The sequence below is a fragment of the Labedella gwakjiensis genome, assembly GCF_003014675.1.
GTDB lineage: Bacteria > Actinomycetota > Actinomycetes > Actinomycetales > Microbacteriaceae > Labedella > Labedella gwakjiensis.
On sequence record NZ_PYAU01000001.1, the window covers coordinates 3,810,838 to 3,832,525 of the forward strand.

Annotated in this window: 22 protein-coding genes; 10 read left to right on the top strand and 12 right to left on the bottom strand. The window is 69.1% G+C overall.

The annotated features are described in order from the left end of the window. Nucleotides 1–5: 5 nt before the first annotated feature. Nucleotides 6–914 carry a DMT family transporter gene (locus tag CLV49_RS17955; RefSeq protein ID WP_106564764.1) on the bottom strand — a complete coding sequence of 303 codons (909 nt, stop codon included), beginning with the start codon at nucleotides 912–914 and terminating at the stop codon, nucleotides 6–8. A 268-nt stretch (nucleotides 915–1,182) separates the two neighbouring features. Between CLV49_RS17955 and CLV49_RS18595 the strand changes: the two genes are divergently transcribed. Next, on the top strand, nucleotides 1,183–2,577 hold the full coding sequence (locus tag CLV49_RS18595) for an HNH endonuclease signature motif containing protein (protein WP_243696500.1): 1,395 nt from the start codon (nucleotides 1,183–1,185) through the stop codon (nucleotides 2,575–2,577). 144 nt (nucleotides 2,578–2,721) lie between these two features. Here the strand turns inward: CLV49_RS18595 and CLV49_RS17965 are convergent, their stop codons facing one another. Continuing rightward, nucleotides 2,722–3,498 (bottom strand): class I SAM-dependent methyltransferase, encoded by a 777-nt coding sequence (locus tag CLV49_RS17965; protein ID WP_106564765.1) that lies wholly within the window; start codon nucleotides 3,496–3,498, stop codon nucleotides 2,722–2,724. Between the two features lie 180 nt (nucleotides 3,499–3,678). Here CLV49_RS17965 and CLV49_RS17970 point away from each other — a divergent pair, with 180 nt between their 5' ends. Continuing rightward, nucleotides 3,679–5,085 (top strand): DNA recombination protein RmuC, encoded by a 1,407-nt coding sequence (locus CLV49_RS17970; RefSeq protein ID WP_106565211.1) that lies wholly within the window; start codon nucleotides 3,679–3,681, stop codon nucleotides 5,083–5,085. A 28-nt stretch (nucleotides 5,086–5,113) separates the two neighbouring features. Here CLV49_RS17970 and glpX read toward each other — a convergent pair whose 3' ends face one another. Beyond that, nucleotides 5,114–6,106, bottom strand: coding sequence for a class II fructose-bisphosphatase (gene glpX, locus CLV49_RS17975; RefSeq protein ID WP_106564766.1), 993 nt, complete (start codon nucleotides 6,104–6,106; stop codon nucleotides 5,114–5,116). A 128-nt stretch (nucleotides 6,107–6,234) separates the two neighbouring features. Here glpX and fbaA point away from each other — a divergent pair, with 128 nt between their 5' ends. Then, nucleotides 6,235–7,260 (top strand): class II fructose-bisphosphate aldolase, encoded by a 1,026-nt coding sequence (fbaA, locus tag CLV49_RS17980; RefSeq protein ID WP_106564767.1) that lies wholly within the window; start codon nucleotides 6,235–6,237, stop codon nucleotides 7,258–7,260. A 101-nt stretch (nucleotides 7,261–7,361) separates the two neighbouring features. On the opposite strand, the gene CLV49_RS17985 is transcribed toward fbaA, so the two are convergent. Together CLV49_RS17985 and CLV49_RS17990 are read right to left on the bottom strand one after the other, a co-directional pair. Continuing rightward, complete coding sequence (locus tag CLV49_RS17985) at nucleotides 7,362–7,985, bottom strand: DUF6264 family protein (RefSeq protein ID WP_106564768.1); 624 nt, start codon at nucleotides 7,983–7,985, stop codon at nucleotides 7,362–7,364. Continuing rightward, nucleotides 7,982–9,046 (bottom strand): 4-hydroxy-3-methylbut-2-enyl diphosphate reductase, encoded by a 1,065-nt coding sequence (locus CLV49_RS17990; protein ID WP_106564769.1) that lies wholly within the window; start codon nucleotides 9,044–9,046, stop codon nucleotides 7,982–7,984. Before CLV49_RS17990 ends, CLV49_RS17985 begins: the two co-directional genes overlap by 4 nt. A 73-nt stretch (nucleotides 9,047–9,119) precedes the next feature. Between CLV49_RS17990 and xseA the strand changes: the two genes are divergently transcribed. The 5 genes from xseA (at nucleotide 9,120) to CLV49_RS18015 (ending at nucleotide 13,566) form a co-directional block, all read left to right on the top strand. Then, entirely contained in the window at nucleotides 9,120–10,400 is a 1,281-nt protein-coding gene (gene xseA, locus CLV49_RS17995) for an exodeoxyribonuclease VII large subunit (RefSeq protein ID WP_424978000.1), read from the top strand. Between the two features lie 57 nt (nucleotides 10,401–10,457). Then, nucleotides 10,458–10,694, top strand: coding sequence for an exodeoxyribonuclease VII small subunit (locus tag CLV49_RS18000; protein WP_106564771.1), 237 nt, complete (start codon nucleotides 10,458–10,460; stop codon nucleotides 10,692–10,694). Beyond that, nucleotides 10,691–11,413 (top strand): DUF4245 domain-containing protein, encoded by a 723-nt coding sequence (locus tag CLV49_RS18005; RefSeq protein ID WP_158262005.1) that lies wholly within the window; start codon nucleotides 10,691–10,693, stop codon nucleotides 11,411–11,413. The genes CLV49_RS18000 and CLV49_RS18005 overlap by 4 nt, the downstream gene beginning before the upstream one ends. Beyond that, the gene (locus CLV49_RS18010; RefSeq protein ID WP_106564773.1) at nucleotides 11,413–12,057 is read left to right on the top strand and encodes a carbonic anhydrase; all 645 of its coding nucleotides are present in this window, start codon (nucleotides 11,413–11,415) and stop codon (nucleotides 12,055–12,057) included. The genes CLV49_RS18005 and CLV49_RS18010 overlap by 1 nt, the downstream gene beginning before the upstream one ends. A 93-nt stretch (nucleotides 12,058–12,150) precedes the next feature. Then, complete coding sequence (locus CLV49_RS18015; protein WP_279432387.1) at nucleotides 12,151–13,566, top strand: class II fumarate hydratase; 1,416 nt, start codon at nucleotides 12,151–12,153, stop codon at nucleotides 13,564–13,566. A gap of 77 nt (nucleotides 13,567–13,643) precedes the next feature. Here the strand turns inward: CLV49_RS18015 and CLV49_RS18020 are convergent, their stop codons facing one another. The 5 genes from CLV49_RS18020 to CLV49_RS18040 all read right to left on the bottom strand — a co-directional run bounded on the left by CLV49_RS18020 (nucleotide 13,644) and on the right by CLV49_RS18040 (nucleotide 18,733). Next, nucleotides 13,644–14,384 carry an aminoglycoside 3'-phosphotransferase gene (locus CLV49_RS18020; RefSeq protein ID WP_106564775.1) on the bottom strand — a complete coding sequence of 247 codons (741 nt, stop codon included), beginning with the start codon at nucleotides 14,382–14,384 and terminating at the stop codon, nucleotides 13,644–13,646. 21 nt (nucleotides 14,385–14,405) lie between these two features. Continuing rightward, nucleotides 14,406–15,020 carry a prepilin peptidase gene (locus CLV49_RS18025; RefSeq protein WP_106564776.1) on the bottom strand — a complete coding sequence of 205 codons (615 nt, stop codon included), beginning with the start codon at nucleotides 15,018–15,020 and terminating at the stop codon, nucleotides 14,406–14,408. A gap of 119 nt (nucleotides 15,021–15,139) precedes the next feature. After that, complete coding sequence (gene phoH2, locus CLV49_RS18030; RefSeq protein ID WP_106564777.1) at nucleotides 15,140–16,549, bottom strand: RNA 5'-3' helicase PhoH2; 1,410 nt, start codon at nucleotides 16,547–16,549, stop codon at nucleotides 15,140–15,142. 206 nt (nucleotides 16,550–16,755) lie between these two features. Next, on the bottom strand, nucleotides 16,756–17,931 hold the full coding sequence (locus CLV49_RS18035) for an aminotransferase class V-fold PLP-dependent enzyme (RefSeq protein ID WP_243696498.1): 1,176 nt from the start codon (nucleotides 17,929–17,931) through the stop codon (nucleotides 16,756–16,758). Nucleotides 17,932–17,947: 16 nt separating this feature from the next. After that, on the bottom strand, nucleotides 17,948–18,733 hold the full coding sequence (locus tag CLV49_RS18040) for an isoprenyl transferase (RefSeq protein WP_106565213.1): 786 nt from the start codon (nucleotides 18,731–18,733) through the stop codon (nucleotides 17,948–17,950). A 142-nt stretch (nucleotides 18,734–18,875) separates the two neighbouring features. Between CLV49_RS18040 and trhA the strand changes: the two genes are divergently transcribed. Beyond that, nucleotides 18,876–19,634 carry a PAQR family membrane homeostasis protein TrhA gene (trhA, locus tag CLV49_RS18045; protein ID WP_106565214.1) on the top strand — a complete coding sequence of 253 codons (759 nt, stop codon included), beginning with the start codon at nucleotides 18,876–18,878 and terminating at the stop codon, nucleotides 19,632–19,634. A gap of 47 nt (nucleotides 19,635–19,681) precedes the next feature. Here trhA and CLV49_RS18050 read toward each other — a convergent pair whose 3' ends face one another. Both CLV49_RS18050 and mca read right to left on the bottom strand, forming a co-directional pair. Beyond that, nucleotides 19,682–19,993 (bottom strand): hypothetical protein, encoded by a 312-nt coding sequence (locus CLV49_RS18050; protein ID WP_106564778.1) that lies wholly within the window; start codon nucleotides 19,991–19,993, stop codon nucleotides 19,682–19,684. A gap of 67 nt (nucleotides 19,994–20,060) precedes the next feature. Beyond that, nucleotides 20,061–20,957, bottom strand: coding sequence for a mycothiol conjugate amidase Mca (gene mca / locus CLV49_RS18055; protein WP_106564779.1), 897 nt, complete (start codon nucleotides 20,955–20,957; stop codon nucleotides 20,061–20,063). Between the two features lie 162 nt (nucleotides 20,958–21,119). Here mca and CLV49_RS18060 point away from each other — a divergent pair, with 162 nt between their 5' ends. Continuing rightward, nucleotides 21,120–21,551, top strand: a complete 432-nt coding sequence (locus CLV49_RS18060; RefSeq protein ID WP_106564780.1) for a DUF4307 domain-containing protein — start codon at nucleotides 21,120–21,122, stop codon at nucleotides 21,549–21,551. Nucleotides 21,552–21,688 lie beyond the last annotated feature (137 nt).

A 21,688-nucleotide genomic window follows, 5' to 3' on the forward strand; every position in this document is an offset into this window, starting at 1 on the left:
AGAATCTATCGTAGGTGCCCGCGCGGCTCCGGGCCTCCACCGAGCCGCTCAGCAGCCCTCCGTCGGATCGACGTGATGGTCACGCCGAGCACAACGAGCACCCCGCCGAGCACCGTCGGCCAGCCGATCGCGATGCCCACCGCGAGCCCGAGGAGCGCGGTGAAGATGGGCAGGACATTGAGGTACACGCCGGCCGTACTGGCACCGACCTTCTTCACCGACACGTTCCAGAGCACGAGCGAGAGCACCGACGGGAAGATCGCGATGTAGAGGAGGCCGCCGAGCGCGGCACCGTCGAGCGACACTCCCCCGAGCTGCGGCACGGCGAACGGAGCGAGGACCACCGTCGTGATACTCGCCTGCACCGCCGACGCTGTGACCGGGCCGGTGCGCAGCCGGCGCCCGAGGATCGTGTACGCCGTCCACACGACGACGGCGCCGAGCATCCAGAGGTGTCCCTCGTTCACGTCCGCCCGGAGGAGGGATGCGGGATCGCCGCGGCTGATCACGACGAGGACGCCCACGAGTGAGATGCCGATGCCGAGCACCCGTCGGCCCCCGACGCGCTCACGGGCGATGAGTCCGGCCACGATCGCGATGAGAGCCGGGTTGATGGCGCCGACGACGCTCGCGTCCGCGGGGGTCGTGTGTCTCAGGGCCTCGTAGCTGAACACGCAGAAACCGACGAGTCCGAGCCCCGCCAGCAGCAGGTGGAGCGGCCATTCGCGGAGGGCGTCGCGCCACCGTGGCTTCTCGACCACGATCGCGAGGACGATCAGGAGCGGGGCGGCCGCCGCCCAGCGGAGGGCGGTGAGGAGGAACGGCGAGACCTGCTCGACGACGACGCTGCCGAAGAGGAAGTTCCCGGCCCAGAAGAGGTTGGCGAGGACGAGGAAGACGTAGAACCTGCCCATGCGCACGAGCCCAGGCTACCGGGGTCGACATGCGTCGATCGGCGACGGTGGGGCCGTCGCGCGCCGGTGCAGACACGGACCCGGTCCGGCCGGACTCAATGTCGGTGGTGGGTGGTTGAGTTGGCGTATGCATCGGGGGATGCTCGCGGGGGCGGGCCAGACAGTGACAGGCACGGGTGCGCCTGGTGCAAACGTGCCTGGTGCTCTCGGGTCCGGCACGTCCAGGTCCGGCACGTCTGGATCTGGCACGTCCGGGTCCGGTACCGGGTTGTCAGAGGCAGCCGGGTCGACTCGGCGCGAGGAAGATCTCAGCTCGCTCGACGTCTCCGTCCTCCTCGAGCGCCTCCTCGAGCTCGATCGCGCGCAGTCCGCGCTCCATGCGCGGTCGTCGCGGCTGCTCGCGGAGGTGGACCGGAGGGCGTTCGAGGTCGGTGCCGAGCACGTCGTTCTCGATCCGCGAGCCGCCCGGGAGTCGGAACGCGATGCCGATCGCGAGGCCGCCGTCCGCGAACAGCTCGGCGCGCGCCTCATCGTCGCCGAGATCGCCGTGGCACGTCGCGTCAGCGAGTCGAGTGTCCGGGCACAGCTCGACGAGGCGACCCGGCTCGCACGGCTTCCCTCGGCTCTCGCCGCGCTCGACGATGGCGCGATCTCTCCGGCCCACGCCCGCGCGCTCGCCGACGGAGTCACCGAGGTTCCGCAGGGCACCGAGTCAGAGTTCGAGCGGCTCGTCCTCCCCACCGCACTGCACGGAACCCCCGCGCAGATCCGACGACGGGCACGGGCAGTCCGCGAACGACTCCACCCCCTCTCGATCGACATCAGGGCCGCGCGACGTCGGGAGGAGCGCCGTGTCGCATTCGAGGCTGATCGAGACGGCATGGCGTGGCTCCATCTGTGTGCCCCGTGCGTCGAGGTCCGTGGAGCCTACGAACGCGTCGATGCCGCCGCACGAGCACTCGCCGCCGCCTCGGACGAGCACCGGTCGATCGCGCAGATCCGAGCCGACGTCGCGGCCGATCTGCTTCTCCACGGCGATGTCCACGATGCTCCGGCGGAAGAGCACGACTCGAATTCCGGCCGGCACGACACACTCGGCACCCAGAGCGCTCGTGACTCGCGGGCAGTGCGCACCCCGGCAGTGTCTCGTGGCTCGCGGCGACCCGCCGGCCGCTACTCGCGCTTCCGTCCGACCGTGCGTGTGACGGTTCCGGCGCTGACACTGCTCGGACGATCGGAGGAGCCGGCCGTGCTCGAAGGATACGGTCCGATCCCCACGGCCGTCGCCGAGGATCTCGCCGCATCGGCTCCCTCGTTCCTCCGCATCCTCACCCACCCCGAGACGGGCACCGTCGTGTCGGTGGGCCGCAGCTCCTACGCGGTTCCGGCCGACCTGAGGCGCCTCGTGCAGCTCCGCGACGTGCGCTGTCGGTTCCCGGGGTGTGAACGCGGCGCCGACCGCTGCGACATCGATCACACACGATCGTGGGAGCACGGCGGACAGACGTCGCTCGACAATCTCGCCTGCCTGTGTCGCGGACACCATCGCCTCAAGCACCAGACCTCGTGGCAGGTGTCTCGTCCGCCGGGCACGGGCGCCGCACTCGTGTGGACGAGTCCCCTCGGTCGGACGGTGCGCGACTCCCCCGACCCGCCCTTCTGACACGACGGCCGACCTGCCGATGATCGACGCGGCCGTCGACGGACGGGGCCGATCGAGAGATGGCGGCCGAACGCTCGCCGGCCCCACAGGATGCGCCGAGCGGGGCTCGGACGGCTCTGCGGGACGGCACAGGTTCAAACGGCTCTACGGGACGGCACGGGCTCGGACGGCTCTGCGTGCGCGGAAGACCTCGGTGACGTACACCATCTCGACGACACCGTCGACGGTCGCGTCTTCCACCAGTCGGGAGACGGCGCTCACCATCTCGCTCTGTCGCTCGGGGTCCGCGGTGAGGTACCAGCTCCGCGACCTGATGAGGTCGAGCACCTCGTCTCTCGTCATCGTTCGCGACCACGGGAACACCGAGCTTTCGAGCCCGGCGAACTCCGGACCCACCACCGGCGACTCCCCCAGATCCCTGAACGACCTCTCGGAGCCGGCGATCTCACCGAACCGACGGATCCACTCGACGCTCTCGTCGCGGATGTTCCAGACGAGCGAGAGAGTTCCACCGGGTCGGAGCACGCGCGCCACCTCGGCGCTCGCCCGGACGGGGTCCACCCAATGCCAGGCCTGGGCGACCGTCACGACATCGACCGATGCGTCGTCGAGTGGGAGGTCCTCGGCACCCGCGACCAGCGCCCGTGCCGCCGGAACCCGTCGACGGAGCACATCGAGCATCGGCCCGGACGGGTCGACCGCCACGACGTCGAGTCCGCGGTCGACGAGGGCGCTCGTGAGCTTCCCGGTTCCCGCGCCCAGGTCGAGCACCTGCCGAGCGTCCGGTGCGAGCATCCACTCCACGGCTGCGGCCGGGTAGTCGGGCCGGGAGGCCTCGTAGATCTCGGCAGCCGCGTCGAAGGAGCGCGCGGCCGTCGCGTGGCGGTCGTCCCCCGCCGTCGATTCGATCGATTCCGTCATGTCGTGACCTCCTCCTGTGAGCTACGTTCTCGTCGCCGCACAGAGGCTGACGAGCGTCGCTCTCGTTCGACGCGCAGCAACGATCCGGGCTCCCCGCCGAGATGCTTCCCGACCGAGCGTCATGCCCCGTCCCAGCGGGTCTCGACACCGATGTCGGTGGTGTGGCGCACACTCGAGTCTATGGACCCCATCCTCGTACTCGTCGCGATCCTCGCGCTCGTCGCCGGCGCCGCCATCGGCTTCGTCGTGGGAGGGGCCGCTGTCCGATCCCGCGGGCTGTCGGGTGGGGACGCGGAACTCGTCGCGGCGCGCGCAGAGGCGTCGGTCTCGGCCATCCGCGCCGCGGAGATCGCGAAGCGATCGGCTCTCGAGGCCGAGCTCGCCGCCATGTCGGCGGCTCTCGACGGGGCCCGCGAGCAGCTCGACGCGGAACGATCGGAGCGGGCCGCCCGCGACGAGCGCGAGCGCGACGAGAGGCGCGTCCTCGAAGCACTCGCCCCCGTCCGCGACACCCTTCAGACCATGCAGCGCACCGTCGCCGAGCTCGAGCAGCAGCGCAGCGAGCAGCTCGGCTCCCTTGCGGAGCAGCTCGCGGCGTCCCGCACGTCGGACGAGCAATTGCGAGCCACGACCGAGGCGCTCGCGAGCGCCCTTCGGTCGAACAGCACTCGCGGCGTGTGGGGCGAGACCCAGCTCCGGCGCGTCGTGGAGGTCGCGGGCCTCACGCAGCACGTCGACTTCGATCTGCAGCACACGATCACGACCGACGGCGGCTCGTTCCGTCCCGACATGGTGGTACGCCTTCCGGGTGGAGCCGCCATCGCCGTCGACGCCAAGGTGCCACTCGAACACGTGCTCACCGCCTCCAGCATCCCCGCGACGGCCACGGGCGAAGAGGCAGCCAGGCGGGCGTCGCTCATCGACCGCCACGTCCGCGCCGTCCGGTCCCACGTCGACGCATTGGCGAAGAAGGCCTATTGGCAGGGCTTCGCGTCGAGCCCCGAGTTCGTGGTGGCCTTCGTGCCGAGCGAGTCGATCCTCTCGGCGGCACTCGAGGCCGACCCGAGCCTGCTCGACTACGCGTTCGGGAAACGGGTGGCTCTTGCGACCCCCGTCACCCTGTGGTCGGTGCTCAAGACCGTCGCCTCGGCATGGCAGCAGCACGCGGTGACCGACGAGGCGAAGCGATTGTTCCAGCTCGGGTCGGCGCTGTACGACCGACTCGGCACGCTCGCCGGGCACGCCGATCAACTGCGGCGATCACTCGAGCGCACGGTGGACAGCTACAACCGCTTCGCGAACTCGCTCGAGACGCGGGTGCTCGTCACGGCCCGGCAGTTCCCCGGCGTCGACGAGACCAAGCTCATCGAGGAGCCGGCCACCATCACCCAATCGCCGCGGAGACTGACGGCGGTCGAGTTCGAGGAGGCCCCCCATGGCGGCCCCGTCAACGGAGACGACAGCGCAGCGGCCGCACCGGCCGGCCCGATCACACGGGCGGATTTCGACGGTCGAGCCGACCTCGAACGCCGCCTCGACGTCGATTCCCCCTCTGAGAGCAGCCGCTCTCCGCGAGGAGCGCGCTGAGACCAGACGATCCGCGGGGAAAGCGCCCTTAGAGCCAGCGCTCGCGCAGGTGGTCGGCCTGGATGCGCCGGACCGTTCCGGAGTGGCTGCGGAAGATGATGCTGGACGTGCTGACGATCGGACCGTTCGTCGAGACGCCGGCGACGAGTTCGCCGTCGGTGACACCCGTCGCCACGAAGAGGGTGTTGTCGCCGGCCACGAGCTCGTCCGCCTCGTAGACGTAGTCGAACTTCAGCCCAGCGGCCAGGCCCCGCGCGCGCTCCTCGTCGTTCTTCGGCGCGAGCCGGCCCTGGATGAGACCTCCCAGGGCCTTGATCGCACACGCCGTCGCGACGCCCTCGGGGCTGCCACCGGTTCCGATGCACATGTCCACGCGGTGCGTCGACTGGGCGGCGTTGATCCCGCCGGCCACGTCGCCGTCGAGCAGCAGGCGTGTGTGCGCGCCGGCCGCGCGGATCTCCTCGATGAGTCCCTCGTGGCGCGGGCGGTCGAGAACGGCCACGCGGATGTCCGCGACGGGCTTGCCCTTCGCCTTCGCGAGCTCTCGGATGTTCTCAGCGACGGACTGTTCGAGGTGCACGACCCCGCGGCCCTCCGGCCCCGTGACGATCTTGTCCATGTAGAACACGCTCGACGCATCGAGCATCGTGCCGCGGTCGGACACGGCGATCATCGAGATGGCGTTGGGCCGTCCCGTGGCGGTCAGAGACGTGCCGTCGATCGGGTCGACGGCGATGTCGCACTGGGGACCCGAGCCGTTGCCGACGCGCTCGCCGTTGAACAGCATGGGCGCCTCGTCCTTCTCGCCCTCCCCGATCACGACGACGCCGTCGAAGTTGACCGTTCCGAGGAACGTGCGCATGGCGTCGACGGCCGCGCCGTCCGCCCCGAGCTTGTCGCCGCGACCGATGAACGGGACGGCGCGGATGGCGGCGGCCTCGGTGGCGCGGACGATCTCGAGCCCGAGGTTCCTGTCGGGGTGCGAGGCGTACGAAGGGGTGTCAGTGGTGACGGTGGGCATGAGTCCTCCCGGAAGCGTTGATCGGCGTGAGCAGTCGAAGCGGGCGGCGGGTACCCGTCTTCGAGCTTACTCGGCCCGCATCACTAGACTCGACCCAAGCAACCCGTTCGACCTCTTAAGGAGCCGTCATGCCCATCGCCACCCCGGAGCAGTACGCCGAGATGCTCGATCGAGCGAAGTCCACCGGCTTCGCCTACCCGGCATTCAACGTGTCGAGCTCGCAGACCATCAACGCGGTCCTGCAGGGCCTCACGGAAGCCGGCTCTGACGGCATCATCCAGGTCACGACGGGTGGCGCGGACTACTTCGCCGGCCACACCGTCAAGAACCGCGCAGCGGGCGCCCTGGCCTTCGCCGCCTTCGCCCACGAGGTCGCGAAGAACTACCCCATCACGGTCGCCCTCCACACCGACCACTGCCCGAAGGACGCGCTCGACGGCTTCGTCATGCCCCTCATCGCTGCGTCAGAGGAGCGTGTGAAGGACGGCGGCAACCCGATCTTCCAGTCGCACATGTGGGATGGCTCGGCCGTTCCCCTCGACGAGAACCTGGAGATCGCCAAGGAGATCCTCCCCCGCATTAAGGCGATCAACGCGATCCTCGAGGTGGAGATCGGCGTCGTCGGCGGCGAAGAGGACGGCGTCAGCCACGACATCAACGAGCACCTCTACACGACGCTCGACGACGCGATCGCGACCGTCGAGGCCCTCGGACTCGGCGACCACGGCCGCTACATGGCCGCCCTCACGTTCGGCAACGTGCACGGTGTGTACAAGCCCGGCAACGTCAAGCTGAAGCCGGAACTCCTCGGCGAGATCCAGGCAGGCCTCGCCGCCAAGTACGGCACGGGCGAGAAGCCGCTCGACCTCGTCTTCCACGGCGGCTCCGGCTCCACGGACGAGGAGATCTCGACGGCCGTCGCGAACGGCGTCGTCAAGATGAACATCGACACCGACACCCAGTACGCATTCACGCGTGCTGTCGCCGGCCACATGTTCTCGAACTGGGACGCCGTGCTCAAGGTCGACGGTGAGGTCGGGAACAAGAAGCTCTACGACCCCCGCGCCTGGGGCAAGGTCGCCGAGACGGCGATGGCCGCACGTGTCGCAGACGCGACGCGTCAGCTCGGCTCGTACGGCAAGTCGCAGAGCTGATCATCCTCTGAGGACCACCGCGTGACCAACGCATGACGAAAGCCCCGGCCTCGGCCGGGGCTTTCCTCGTGGACGGGCGATGAGCCCCGATCGTTCCAGACCTAGGGCGTCGCTCCCGACATCCGCTGGACGTAGTCCAGCACCGACGGGTCGATCATCATGGCGGCCCCGACACAGACGAGCAGGATGACGTTCGCAGCGACTCCGACGACGATCGGGATCCACCAGCTCGTCCGTCCTGCGTTCACTCGGCGCTGCACGATCATCAGGGTGAGGATCCACAGCGCGACGTTCACCACGAGAGCGCCGATACCGAGCACACGCCCGGCCAGCACCGGACCATACGGATCGAGGCCGTCGGCTGCGAAGAACTGCGTGATCGCGGCCGGCAGATCAATGAGAGCTGATGACGACGTCAGGATGTTGAAGAGACCCACACCCAGAAGGGCCCAGCTGGCGAAACGGTCGACGGGCGCACGAACACCGCCGTCTGCGGTCTCCTTCTGCTCCCCGCGCGACTGCTTCGCACGGGTCACCTTCTGCTCCGCGAGCGTTTCAGGAACGTCCTTCGCCGGAACATCGGCGACGGGCACGGACTCGGCCGCGGCAGCATCGATGGGCACGGCGATGGCCGCGCGCTGCTCCTCGGGCGTCGCGAGCTCGCCGAACTGGGGCCGTGGGCGCGGAGCCGACGGTGTGCGGTCGTGGTCTGTCTGATTGCTCACGAGGAGCGCCTTCCACCCATGGCACGCGAATCGCGCGCACCGTTGCGATCCGTTCGGAGTTCCTTCGGAAGCGAGAACACGAGGTCCTCTTCGGCCGTCGTGACCTCCTCCACGTCGGCATAGCCGGCCTCGGCCAGGTCGGCGAGCAGATCACGGACGAGCACCTCGGGAACCGATGCGCCGCTCGTGACGCCGACGGTCTCGACGCCCTCGAACCACTCAGGACGAACCTCGCTCGCGTAGTCGACACGATAGGCGGCTCTCGCTCCATACTCCAATGCGACCTCGACGAGGCGGACGGAGTTGGAGGAGTTCGCGGAGCCCACGACGATGACGAGATCGGAACGATCGGCGATCTTCTTGATGGCCACCTGCCGGTTCTGCGTCGCGTAACAGATGTCGTCAGAGGGCGGATCGGCGAGGGACGGGAAGCGCTCCCTCAACCGCCTCACCGTCTCCATCGTCTCGTCGACGCTGAGGGTGGTCTGCGAGAGCCACACGACCCGTTCCGGGTCGGCGACCTCGATGGAGTCCGCAGCCTCCGGTGACGTGACGAGCGTGACGTGATCCGGCGCCTCGCCGGCCGTGCCCTCGACCTCTTCGTGTCCCTCGTGGCCGATGAGCAGGATCTGATAGTCGTCGCGAGCGAAGCGCGTGGCCTCGCGGTGCACCTTGGTGACGAGCGGGCACGTGGCGTCGATGGCCTGCAGGCCGCGGTCGGCGGCCGCCGAGACGACAGCCGGGGAGACGCCGTGGGCGCTGAAGACCACGTGAGCGCCCCCGGGAACCTCGTCGACCTCCTCGACGAAGACCGCGCCCTTCGCCTCGAGGGACGTCACCACGTGCACGTTGTGGACGATCTGCTTACGCACGTACACGGGCGCGCCGTACCGCTCGAGGGCCTTCTCGACCGCGATGACGGCGCGGTCGACGCCGGCGCAGTATCCACGGGGTGCGGCCAGGAGGACCCGGCCGGTGCCCGTCGCCGCGGTATCCTTGAGCCGGCCGCGCGGGCTCGGCACTCGAGGCGTCGGTAGTCCGATGGAAGTGGCGGTCACCATCCGATTCTACGGTGGTGCATCCTGAATCTTTCGTGGCACAGGGCTCGACAGGATGCAAGAGAGGCGACAGACGGTGACGGACGCACGGACGCCACGCTTCCCCGGAGGGGACGGCACGACGGCGACAGGAGAGCGCGGCCCGGCGACGGCCGAGTCGCCGTGGCCGGTCGCGCTGCTCGGAGCGAAGCTCCGGGACTACATCGATCGTCTCGGCACCATCTGGGTCGAGGGACAGATCACGCAGTGGGGCGTCTCGGGAGGGAACGTCTACGGCAAACTCAAGGACCTCGACGCCGACGCCACGGTCGGCTTCACCGTGTGGTCCTCCGTGCGCGCGAAGATCCCCGCCGACCTGAAGCAGGGTGACCACGTCGTCGTCCTCATGAAGGCGAACTACTGGCTCAAGGGCGGCAGCCTCACGATGCAGGTCCTCGCGATGAAGCACGTCGGCCTCGGCGACCTGCTCGAGAGGCTCGAGCGCCTGCGCGCGCAGCTCGCAGACGAAGGACTCTTCGACGCGCGCCGCAAGAAGCCGCTCCCGTTCCTCCCCCACTGCATCGGCCTCGTGACAGGCAAGGACTCGGACGCCGAGAATGACGTCCTCCGAAACGCTCAACTGCGATGGCCTCAGGTCGAGTTCCGTGTGGTTCACGCCGCCGTCCAGGGTGATAGGGCCGTCGGCGAGGTCGTCGCCGCGATCCAGAAACTCGACACCGACCCGGACGTCGACGTCATCGTCGTCGCGCGCGGCGGCGGCGACTTCCAGAACCTGCTCGCGTTCAGCGACGAGAGGGTCGTGCGCGCTGCGGCCGCAGCGGTCACACCGATCGTCTCGGCCATCGGGCACGAGGCCGACCGCCCGCTGCTCGACGACGTGGCGGACCTCCGTGCTTCGACACCGACGGACGCCGCAAAACGCGTCGTCCCGGACGTGACGGAGCAGTCAGCGCTCGTCGGTCAACTGCGCAGTCGCATCGCCGTGAGACTGAGCGCCATCCTCTCCACCGAGACGCACCGTCTGGACGGTCTCCGGTCGCGGCCGGCACTCGCTCAGCCGTCGTGGATCATCGACGCGCGGGCTGAGGACCTCACGCGCTACGTCTCGCGCGGTGTCGACCTCGTCGAGCGCGTCGTCGAGAGGCAGGAGCGGTTCGTGGCCGAGTCCACGTCGCGACTCCGTGCCCTGTCGCCCCAGCGGACACTGGCACGGGGCTACTCGATCACCCAGCGAGCCGACGGTGCGATCGTACGCACGGCGGCCGACGCCCCCGACTCCGCCGTATTGCGCATCACCACCGCGGACGGCGCGATCGGCGCGGTGTCGACGGGTCCTGCGTCCACAGACGAGCACTGATCCCGACCTCCCCGGAGCGCGCAGCCGCGGCCGGTTCCCTCGACGCGCCTCGATAGAATGGACACCATGACCACGCCCACCGACGTCGCCGCCCTGAGCTACGAGGAGGCCCGCGACGAACTCGTGCGTGTGGTTTCGGAACTCGAGCAGGGTGCGCCAACGCTCGAGCAGTCGCTCGCGCTGTGGGAGCGCGGAGAGGCCCTCGCCCGGCGCTGCGAGGAATGGCTGCTCGGCGCCAAGAAGCGTCTCGAGGCCGCTCGGTCGGCGGCCCAGCCTCCGACGGATACCGAATGAGCGACAGGTCCCCCCGACAGCAGCGTCCCCGAGGCGGGCGCGTCGTCGCCGAACTCGGTCGCCCGGAGACACCGGAGGAGACGGCCGCGCGGAAGGCCGAGAACTCGCGGAACTATCGCGCCCGCAAGACCATCAACAACCTCGTCTACTCCCTCCTCGCCACCGTCGGGGTCGTGGCCCTCATCGTGCTCGTGGTCCCCCGCTCGGATCAGCCCCTCGATCGCGCCGTCGACTGGCGTTCGGTGACGCAGGAGGCCCAGCAGACCCGGCAGGAGACGCTCGTGAACCCCGAGCTGCCGGACGGCTGGTCGAGCAACTACGCGGAGATCAGGTCGACGGGCACCGGCGGCGTCACGTCCTGGAACGTCGGGTTCGTCACGCCGAGCGACGAATTCGTCGGCATCACCCAGGGATTCGACGCCGACCCGACGTGGCTCGCCACGCAGCTGAACAGATCGGTGGCCTCCTCGGTCTCTACGATCGGCGGACTCGAGTGGACCGTGTACGACAACCGCGAGAGCACGGACGGTTTCGGCAACGTCCACTACGCCCTCACGACGGAATCGGGCACGAGCACGGTCGCGGTGTTCGGAACGGGATCGATCGACGAGATCACCCTCGTCGCAGAGGCCATCGCGCCGCAAGTAGCGGCCAACGCGGACGACCAGAACACCGAAGAAGACACGCAGGATTCCGACACGGAAGACGGAGGCAACTGATGCCCACGAAACGACCGGGCAAGGCATGGCAGGAGATGCTGCGCGGCAACGCACGATTCGTCGCCGGGGAGCCCCGGCACCCCCGCCAAGACGTGGAGCGTCGGAACGAGCTCGCCCACCACCAGCTACCCGACGCCGCTCTCTTCGGCTGCGCCGACTCGCGACTCGCGGCCGAGATCATCTTCGACAAGGGCCTCGGCGACCTCTTCGTGGTCCGGAACGCCGGCCAGGTCATCTCCGACTCGGTGGTCGGCTCGCTCGAGTACGCCGTCGGCGTCCTCGGCGTCCCGCTCATCGTCGTCCTCGGTCATGACGAGTGCGGCGCCGTCCGTGCGGCCATCGACTCGCGAGCGGAGGACGCGACCCCGCTCCCGCCGCACATCGACGGCATCATCCAGCGCATCGTGCCCGCCGTGACCCGCGTCGCGGGCTCCGGGCCGATCGATCCGGACACGGTGGACGCCCTCCTCGTGGGCAAGGAGCACTTGCGCGATACGGTCTCCGAGCTCCTCGAACGGTCTGTCATGATTGCAGAGGCTGTCGCAGCGGGGACCCTCGCGATCGTCGGAGCCAACTACCGCCTCACCGAGGGCACGGTCAATCCCGACGTGGTGGTCGGTCGCGTCGACCCTCCCGTCGAATAGTCCCTCAGACACAGCCGGGAAGACCCGGCCTCATAGCCAAGACGAACGAAACCCCGACGCAGAGAAGCGTCACCCGCGTACCAAGGAGACAGCGTGTCACTTTCATCCTCATCGCCCGCCGCCGGAGACTTCCGTATCGAGCACGACACGATGGGAGAGGTGAGGGTTCCGGCCGCAGCGCTCTACGCCGCGCAGACGCAGCGCGCGGTCGAGAACTTCCCCATCTCCGGGACGGCGCTCGAGTCGACGCAGATCGCAGCCCTCGCGCGCATCAAGAAGGCCGCAGCGGCGGCGAACGCCGAACTCGGCGTCCTTCCGCAGGACATCGCGGACGCGATCGGAACCGCGGCAGACGAGGTCATCTCGGGTGTGCACGACGGCGAGTTCCCGATCGACGTCTACCAGACGGGCTCCGGCACGTCCTCCAACATGAACATGAACGAGGTGCTCGCCACGCTCGCGACACGGCACCTCGGCGCCCCCGTGCACCCGAACGACCACGTCAACTGCTCGCAGTCGTCGAACGACGTGTTCCCCACCTCCGTCCACATCGCGGTCACGAGCGCGCTCATCGACGACCTCATCCCCTCGCTCGACCACCTCGCCGTCTCGCTCGAAGCGAAGGCCGACGCGTGGAAGGACGCCGTCAAGCCGGGCCGCACCCACCTCATGGACGCCACGCCCGTCACACTCGGTCAGGAGTTCGGCGGCTACGCCCGCCAGGTGCGCCTCGGCATCGAGCGTGTGCGCACCGCTCTCCCCCGCGTCGCGGAGGTGCCCCTCGGCGGCACGGCCGTCGGTACGGGGATCAACACCCCCGCGGGCTTCCCGCAGCGCGTCATCGCCCTCCTCCAGTCCGACACGGAGCTGCCCATCACCGAGGCGGCCGACCACTTCGAGGCGCAGGCGAACCGCGACGGTCTCGTGGAGGCCTCCGGCGCGCTCCGGACGATCGCCGTGAGCCTGACGAAGATCTGCAACGACCTCCGCTGGATGGGCTCCGGGCCGAACACGGGTCTCGGCGAACTCCATATCCCGGACCTGCAGCCGGGATCGTCGATCATGCCGGGCAAGGTCAACCCGGTCATCCCCGAGGCCGTGCTCCAGGTGTGCTCACGTGTCGTCGGCAACGACGCCGCCATCGCCTGGGGTGGAGCCTCCGGGTCGTTCGAGCTCAACGTGCAGATCCCCCTCATGGGAACGGCGCTCCTCGAGTCGATCCGCCTGCTGAGCAACGCGACGCGCGTCCTCGCCGACAAGACGATCGACGGCCTCGAGGCGAACGTCGAGCGCGCTGCGGCCCTCGCCGGCATGTCTCCGTCGATCGTCACCCCGCTCAACAAGGTGATCGGCTACGAGCAGGCCGCGAAGATCGCCAAGCACTCCGTCGCCAAGGGCATCACGGTGCGCGAGGCCGTCGTGGACCTCGGCTACGTCGAGCGCGGCGAGGTCACCGAGGAGCAGCTCGACAACGCGCTCGACCTGCTCTCGATGACCCACCCGGGCTGATCCGGCACCAGCTCACGGAACCACCTGCCGAAACGGGGCGGACTCGTTCGAGTCCGCCCCGTCGTCGTGGCCCGGGATCAGGTGGCGTCCCAGAGCCGGCGGTAGTAGTCGATGCGCTCGGCATCCGGCTCGATTCCGTAGCCCTCGAAGTACAGGTGCTCCCAGCCGGGACCGAAGTTCCACCCCACGCTCATCGAGCCGACGGCCAGGTCGGCCCAGCGATCGGCGATGCCGAGCATGCCCAGATCGACGAACGCGGCCGGAGCGCCCGAATCGTCGAGGAACGTGTTCGGCACGCACGGATCGCCGTGACACACGACGAGCCGGTCGACGGCTGGCGGGGTGCGCAGGTCGTCCGGCGCGATCTTGCCGTGGGACGCCGCCTCCGCGATGCGGACCGGGACCTCCCACGAGTACGGGCACTCCTCGACCGGGAGTGCGTCGTGCAGCATGCGGAGCGCCACGCCGCACGCCCTCACGGCGCGTTCGGGGCGCGCGATCCAGTGGGGGTCGACCGCGGAACGCGCCGCGAGCGACGACGTCACGAGGATGACCCCACCGTCGGCGTCGTCCACGTCGAGCTCGACGACACGCGGCACGTCGATCCACGATGACGCCCACCGCAGCGCCGAGACCTCACGTCGGAACAGCTCCCGATAGTCGGACGGACCCCACTTGATGTGTGTGCCGGACGTTCCCTCCCCCACACGGAACGTCAGTCCGCCGTCCGCGTTCTCCCACACCGGGACCAGGCTCGCATCGCCTGCCCGTCGGCGAACGGAGGGCGGAACCGGGATCGTCGGCGCGGGAATGGTCATCGATCGACGATAACCCGTCGCTCAGGCCACCAGGACGATCGCCGCCCAGAACCCGATGAGCAGGAACGGTCCGAACGGGATGCTCCGCTGACGGGACCGCACATGGACGACGAGAGCAGCGACTCCGCCGGAGACGAACGCGATGATCGCCGCGGCGAGCACAGCGTCGATGCGGACGAGCGCGAGCACGCCCGCGAGGACCACGGCGAGCTTCACGTCTCCCATCCCCATGCCCCCGCCGATGCTGAGGATCAGGAAGAAGACGAACGTCGCCGTCATGCTCGCCAGAGGCGCCACGGGCACGGCCCCGTCCGCGAGGCCGAGGGCGACGAGCGAAGCCAGTGTGAGAGCGCCGATGGGCAGGACGAGAGCATTCGGCAGGCGGAGTTCGGTGACGTCGACCCGCCACAGCACGGGCGTCGCGAGCGCGAGCGGGACCCCGGGAACGATGGCCGGCCCGATCCCCGTGACGAGGATGAGCAGGACCGCGAGGGCAGTCCCGATGATGAGATCGGACCGCTCCCACCGCCACATCCGCCAGCCGAACCACCACGGGTGGGACGAGGACGGCCGACGGCCCACTGTCGCGGCGGTCGGTTCGAGGGCGGGGTCGAAGGTCGGTTCGGCGACGGGCATCCGGCGATGGTAGCCATGAGCGCCCGCGCCGCGTCGTCACTCTCCACACGCCCGCGATCAGGGAGACAGAGAACGGCCCCGTCGGATGGACGGGGCCGTTCTCTATCTCCCTGTCGCGCTCAGGCGAGTTCGTTGGACTCCAGGAGCTCCGCGACGAGACCGGCGATCGCGCTGCGCTCCGACCGCGTCAGCGTGATGTGCCCGAAGAGCCGGTGGCCCTTGAGCGTCTCGATCACCGACGCGACGCCGTCGTGACGCCCGACGCGCAGGTTGTCGCGCTGAGCGACGTCGTGCGTGAGGACGACACGGGAGTTCTGTCCGATGCGCGACAGGACGGTGAGGAGCACATTGCGCTCGAGCGACTGCGCCTCGTCGACGATCACGAACGCATCGTGCAGCGAACGCCCGCGGATGTGCGTGAGCGGCAGCACCTCGATGATCCCCCGCTCCACGACCTCGTCGAGGACGTTCTGCGAGACGACCGACCCGAGCGTGTCGAAGACCGCCTGACCCCAGGGGTTCATCTTCTCGCCCTGATCGCCGGGAAGGTAGCCGAGCTCCTGTCCACCCACGGCGTACAGCGGGCGGAAGACCATGATCTTCCGGTGCTGCTGACGCTCGAGCACGGCTTCGAGTCCGGCGCAGAGGGCGAGCGCGGACTTCCCCGTTCCCGCTCGACCTCCCAACGACACGATTCCGATCTCCGGGTCGAGCAGCATGTCGATCGCGAGCCGCTGCTCCGCGGAACGCCCGTGCAGCCCGAACACGTCGCGGTCACCGCGCACGAGCGTGAACTCGCGCTTGCCGGTCACCCTCCCGAGGGCGGATCCGCGCTCGGAGTGGATGACGAGACCCGTGTTGAGGGGCAGCCCGTCGACCTCGTTCGAGAGGGCGATCTCGCTCTCCCACAGGTCGGACATCTCGTTGGCCGACAGGTGGATGTCGGAGAGCCCGGTCCACCCGGATTCCACGGCCTGCTCGGCGCGGTACTCCTCGGCGGCGAGACCGATCGATGCGGCCTTCACGCGCAGCGGCATGTCCTTCGACACGACCGTGACGGCGAGGCCGTCGTTCGCGAGGTTCAGGGCGACGGCGAGGATGCGCGAGTCGTTGTCGCCGAGCTGCAGGCCGCTCGGCAGCGCGGCCATGCTCGAGTGGTTGAGCTCCACCCGCAGGGTGCCGCCCTCCGGCCCCGTCGGAACCGGGAAGTCGAGCCGCTCGTGTTCGATGCGGAGGTCGTCGAGGAGCCGCAGAGCCTGCCGGGCGAAGTACCCGATCTCCGGGTCGTGCCGCTTCCCCTCCAGTTCCCCGATCACGACGACCGGGATCACCACCGAGTGTTCGGCGAAACGGAACAGCGCCCGCGGATCGGACAGAAGGACCGACGTATCGAGCACATACGTGCGTTCGGCCTGATCCGGGAGGCGTGACGCTCCCGATCGAGTGCCGGCCTTCTTCTCCGGTGTCCGTCCGCTGGTCGTCGCCGCGGAGGTCTTCAACGTGGTCACGAGCTCTCCCACCCCGAGCATCACTCGGAATCTCTCGACGAGCGGCCACGGAGTGGTTACGAATCGAACTTACGTGGCCGACTCGATCAGGCGCGATACCTGATAACTCGGAGGCTACGTCCCCCTGCCGCGGAGGGGAATACCGACACGCGGCGCGTCAGGTTTCGAGAACGTTAACACTTCGGACGACGCTCGCACCCGGCTGTGCCGACCCCTTCGGTCCCGGCTCAGGGAGCGAGGGTCGTCGCCGAGATGAGCGCGTCGCGCAGCATCCCGAGCGTCTCCGCCGTGGTCCCCGCGTGGACACTCAGGCGGACGCGTCCTTGGCGGGTCGTCGCCGTGACCCCGTGGTTGTGGAGGGAAGCCCCGACGGCGCCGAGCTGACCGGGGCCGGGCTCGAGCACGACGATGCCGGCACGCTCATGCTCGGTGCGGGGTGAGACGACGGGCATGGCGAGTTCGTCGGCGATGTCGATCACCTGGGCGACCCGCTCGGCGATGGCCGACGCGAGGAGGGACACCCCCGTCTCGGCGATCTCCTCGAGGGATGCCGCAAGGCGCGCGCACGCGACGAGGTCGGGATTCGAGAGCGTGAACGCCGACACGCCGCCAGCCGGCGCTGGCACCTCGTCCCACGGCTCGATCTCCGCCGTTCCCGTGAACCCCGAGAGGACGGGAGAGAGCACCTCCCGCGCTCGGTCGCCCATGGCGAGGAACCCGGTGCCCCATCCCGCGCGCAACCACTTCTGGCCGCCTCCTGCGATCACGTCGGCCGCGTCGAAGCGCGCGTCGACGACTCCGAAGCCCTGGATCGCGTCCACGATCAGCAGCCGATCGCCGATCACGGATCTGATCGCCTCCAGGTCGGCCACATACCCGGTGCGCGAGTCGACGAGGCTCACGGCGACCGCCGTCACCTCATCGTCGAGACCGGCCTCGACCGCCGCAGGTGTCACGTGCCCCGGCCCGTCGGACGATCCGGCGCCGAGCCATCGCGGTGTCATGGAGCCGATGGCGTCTGCAGCTCGCTGAGCGGCCACGGGAAGACTCGGGAACTCGGCCGGAGACACCAGCAGGGTGCCGCTGAGGCCCAGCATCACGTGCATGAGCCCGTGACTCGTCGACGGTTGGGACACGATCTGGTCCGGCCGGAATCCGCTCACAGCCGCGAGCCCCGCACGGGCGCGCTCCCCGGCGGCCGCGAGTCCCGTGAACGCGCCGTGCCGGAAGCGTGCGAGTGCCTCATTCGCTGCGATGGCCTCGGCCTGCACGGCTGCTGACAGCGGACCGACCTTCGCGTAGTCGAGGTAGCCCGGGTCCTCCGTGAAGCCCGCGGCGAACGTGTCTGCCGGATCTGCCGCGGTCGCGCGAGGGATCTCACCCGTCATCATGTCGTCCGTCATCGTGGGTCCTCGTCGATCAGCTGCCGAAGCGGCGGTTGCGGCGGGCATAGTCGCGCAGCGCGCGGAGGAAGTCCACCTCGCGCATGTCGGGACCGAGTGCCTCCATGAAGTAGAACTCGCTGTGGGCGCTCTGCCACAGCATGAAGTCGCTCAGCCGCTGCTCACCCGATGTACGGATCACCAGGTCCGGATCGGGCTGGCCCCCGGTGTAGAGGTGCTCGCCGATGAGGTCGGGGGTGAGCAACTCGGCGAGTTCGTCGAGGCTCCCGCCCTCTACGTGATGCTTCCGCACGATGGTCCGCATCGCATCGACGATCTCGTGCCGTCCGCCGTAGCCGACGGCGAGATTGACGTGGAGTCCCGTTCGGTCGGAGGTCCGCGCCTGGGCGCCCGTGAGAGCCGCTGTGAGCGGCACCGGGAGCCGAGCGGAGTCACCGACGTGCTGGACCCGCCAGTCACGGAAATGCGAGACATCCTCGGCCAGCTCGGCGATGATCTCGATGAGTTCGCTCAGCTCGCCCTGCGGCCGGTTCTGCAGGTTGTCGCTCGACAGCAGATACAGCGTCACGACACCGATGCCGAGGTCGTCGCACCAGGTGAGGAACTCGCGCATCTTGGCGGCCCCGGCACGATGGCCGTGCGCCGCCGTCTCATAGCCGAGCTGCTTCGCCCAGCGCCGGTTGCCGTCGATGATCATCGCAACGTGATGCGGGAGGGAATCCGGCCGGAGACCGCGCCGCAGCCTCTTCTCGTAGAGCCTGTAGAGCACACCACGGCCCAACGGTTCGGTCCACCCAGTCACAGGGCTACGGTAGTCCACTCGACGCAGCCGCACCGACACGGGAACCGCGCCTGAGGAGAGGTTCGAGCCGTGGACGCGCCCGCTCGGCGACCACTCCGGGATGGCGAAGAGCCGACCCAGCACGGGCGACTATCCTGGCCCCATGTCCCCCCAGCACCACGACGAACAGGCGGCGGATCGGGCGGTCGCATCGGACGAGTCCCGCGGCCCCGACCTCCCCAACATCCCGCTCCTCGACGCCGGCACGACGCTTCCGAGCGATGTCCGGCCGACGTGGCGCGGCTGGATCCATGCCGGAACGTTCCCCGTGGCCATCGCCGCCGGTATCGTCCTCGTCGTGCTCGCCGACGGGGCCACCGCGAAATGGGCGTCGGCGGTCTTCGCGGCGTCGTCGCTGATGCTCTTCGGCATGTCGGCGCTCTACCACCGGTTCGACTGGTCGCCGCGCGCCAAGGTCCTTCTCAAGCGCTTCGACCACTCGAACATCTTCCTGCTCATCGCGGGGAGCTACACGCCCATCGCCCTCCTCGCCCTCCCCCCGTCGAAGGGTGTGATCCTGCTCGTCGCCGTGTGGGTCGGCGCTCTCATCGGCATCGGTTTCCGCGTGTTCTGGATCGGCGCGCCGCGCTGGCTGTACGTCGCCCTCTACATCGCCCTCGGCTGGGCGGCCATGGCCTACATCGTGGACATCTTCGTCGCGAGCCCCGTCACGATGACGCTCGTCATCATCGGCGGACTGCTCTACACCGGAGGGGCCGTCATGTACGCCCTCAAACGGCCGAACCCCTGGCCGGGCCACTTCGGCTTCCACGAGCTCTTCCATGTGTGCACGGTTCTCGCGTTCCTCTGCCACTGGACCGCGATCCTCGTGCTCGCCATCGACCCCGTCTACAACGGCTGACCGACAGGGGTCGACGGCGCGCTGAGGGGCTCCGGCACGGAGGCCGGCTAGGACCGCCCGGGCTCGGGTCGATCCTCCTCGTCACCGTTCGGGCGGGGTGCGAACGGATCGCGGCCCTCCGCCTCGGCCTCCGCGAGCTCGCGCTCCTCGGCGTCCAGGTCCTCCGCGATCTGTGCGCGGTAGTTCACCCGTCGCACCCGACGCACCATGTCGACGACGAGAAGGATCACGAGCAGGGCCACGACGAACGTCACGACGAAGCCCACGACCCCTGGCGTCACCTGGTCGGTGTCGAAGTCCGTCGGGCTCGGGGTGGGGGTGACCTCGGTGACGAACTGGCCGAGAGTGCGGAAGGTCATATGATGGTCCCCATCGTTACGGTCTGACTGAAGCTTCGGTCGGGTGGGTTCGTGGCCGGCGCCACCGTCATTCGGCGGTCCCGCTGCCGGCGGTCGCCGTGCCGTCGTCCTCGATGCCCTCGAACAGGTCGTCCTCGCGCTCGCGCGTCGGCACGGTGCTGCGCGCGAGCTCGAAGTCCTCGAACGGCCACGCACGACGTTGGAGATCGTTCGACCAGAAGAAGAACCGGGAATCCGGCGCGATCTGGCAGGCATGGGCCCGCAGCGCGTCGTCGCGCTTGTGGAAGAAGTCCGCCACCGGGATGTGGGCCGTCGCGCGGTCGGGGCGGTCCTTGACCCACGTGAGCATCTCGGCGAGCTCCTCGGCGAGGGGCGACTCCGGCTCCTCGGCGAGCAACAGGTCCACGTTCGCCTTCGTGCGCGGGTAGTTGAAGATCTGGTCGTAGTAGACCTTCGAGATCTGCCACGGCTCGCCGGCGTCCGGGAACGCCTCGGCCGAGGCCGCGGCGTCGAGCGCGAACATCGAGATGACGTGGCAGCGGATGTGGTCCGGGTGAGGGTAGCCGCCGTTCTCGTCGTACGTCGTCATCACGTGCGGACGGAACTCGCGGATGACCTTCACGAGGGCCTCGCCCGAGATCTCGACGGGGATCGAGGCGAACGAGTTCGCGGGGAGCGACCCGTCTTCCGAGGGCATCCCCGAGTCGTAGTAGCCGAGCCACCGATGCTGCACGTCCAGCACGCGAGCAGCGTCCGCCATCTCCCGGCGGCGGAGACCCGGGAGGTCACGCTCGGCCATCGCCATCTGCTCGAGCTGCGGGTTGAGAATGTCGCCGCGCTCCCCGCCCGTGAGGCTCACCACCATCACCTCGACACCGCGCGCACGGTAGGCCGCGGTCGTCGCAGCGCCCTTCGAGGATTCGTCGTCCGGGTGCGCGTGGACGGCGAGCAGTCTGAGCGTCATGATCGGGCTCCGCATCGTCTGGTCCGGTCCCGCGGACCCAGGCGATCCGCCGGGTCCCGGGTCGTGGCACGTTCAGGGAAGTCGGACAGCCGGAGCGGCTACCCTGTAGTCAAGGGTATCGCTGCGGAAGACCGCTCGGCGACGGCACACGAGGACGGCGGGATGACGGATACGCAGATGGCGCACGAGTCCGACCTCGACGCCCGCTACGGTCGCAGCACACGCTCCCGCCGAGTGGAGAAGCGCGTCCTGTGGACGCTCGGCGGCATCATCGCGGTGGTGTTCGGAGCCTGGGTGGTACTCGTCGCCTTCGACGGCACGAGCGCGAGCCTCGAGACGAACGACGTCGCTCACGAGATCGTCGACGAGCACTCCGTGCGTGTGTCCTTCTCCCTCAACGTCGCCCCCGGCACCGCGACGACGTGCGCCGTCCAGGCGCTCAACGAGGACCACGCCATCGTCGGCTGGAAGATCGTCGAGATCCCGCCGTCCGAGGACCGGAACCGAGTGATCAGCGAGACGGTTCTGACCAGCCAGCAGAGCAACACCGGTCTGGTGTACAGCTGCTGGCTCCCCGGGGATCCCTCGTCCTGACGGACCAGCGGAGCGACACGGGTTTGATTTACAGCTGTCGGCTGACTTAAGATTCTCTGAACACGCGGTCCGTCTCGGATCGTCCACCCAACGCCCTGGCCCCGCGGTCAGGGCGTCTGTTTTCGTATCAGGAGCTT

Coding starts and splice junctions, on each gene's coding strand:
- CLV49_RS17965 (WP_106564765.1), bottom strand. CDS start 3,498: ATGACGGAATCGATCGAATCGACGGCGGGGGACGACCGCCACGCGACG.
- CLV49_RS18000 (WP_106564771.1), top strand. CDS start 10,458: ATGGACACCATGACCACGCCCACCGACGTCGCCGCCCTGAGCTACGAG.
- CLV49_RS17990 (WP_106564769.1), bottom strand. CDS start 9,046: ATGGTGACCGCCACTTCCATCGGACTACCGACGCCTCGAGTGCCGAGC.
- CLV49_RS18050 (WP_106564778.1), bottom strand. CDS start 19,993: ATGACCTTCCGCACTCTCGGCCAGTTCGTCACCGAGGTCACCCCCACC.
- CLV49_RS18005 (WP_158262005.1), top strand. CDS start 10,691: ATGAGCGACAGGTCCCCCCGACAGCAGCGTCCCCGAGGCGGGCGCGTC.
- CLV49_RS18060 (WP_106564780.1), top strand. CDS start 21,120: ATGACGGATACGCAGATGGCGCACGAGTCCGACCTCGACGCCCGCTAC.
- CLV49_RS18025 (WP_106564776.1), bottom strand. CDS start 15,020: ATGCCCGTCGCCGAACCGACCTTCGACCCCGCCCTCGAACCGACCGCC.
- CLV49_RS18035 (WP_243696498.1), bottom strand. CDS start 17,931: ATGACGGACGACATGATGACGGGTGAGATCCCTCGCGCGACCGCGGCA.
- CLV49_RS18010 (WP_106564773.1), top strand. CDS start 11,413: ATGCCCACGAAACGACCGGGCAAGGCATGGCAGGAGATGCTGCGCGGC.
- CLV49_RS17970 (WP_106565211.1), top strand. CDS start 3,679: ATGGACCCCATCCTCGTACTCGTCGCGATCCTCGCGCTCGTCGCCGGC.
- glpX (WP_106564766.1), bottom strand. CDS start 6,106: ATGCCCACCGTCACCACTGACACCCCTTCGTACGCCTCGCACCCCGAC.
- CLV49_RS17955 (WP_106564764.1), bottom strand. CDS start 914: ATGGGCAGGTTCTACGTCTTCCTCGTCCTCGCCAACCTCTTCTGGGCC.
- CLV49_RS18020 (WP_106564775.1), bottom strand. CDS start 14,384: ATGACCATTCCCGCGCCGACGATCCCGGTTCCGCCCTCCGTTCGCCGA.
- phoH2 (WP_106564777.1), bottom strand. CDS start 16,549: ATGCTCGGGGTGGGAGAGCTCGTGACCACGTTGAAGACCTCCGCGGCG.
- trhA (WP_106565214.1), top strand. CDS start 18,876: ATGTCCCCCCAGCACCACGACGAACAGGCGGCGGATCGGGCGGTCGCA.
- mca (WP_106564779.1), bottom strand. CDS start 20,957: ATGACGCTCAGACTGCTCGCCGTCCACGCGCACCCGGACGACGAATCC.
- fbaA (WP_106564767.1), top strand. CDS start 6,235: ATGCCCATCGCCACCCCGGAGCAGTACGCCGAGATGCTCGATCGAGCG.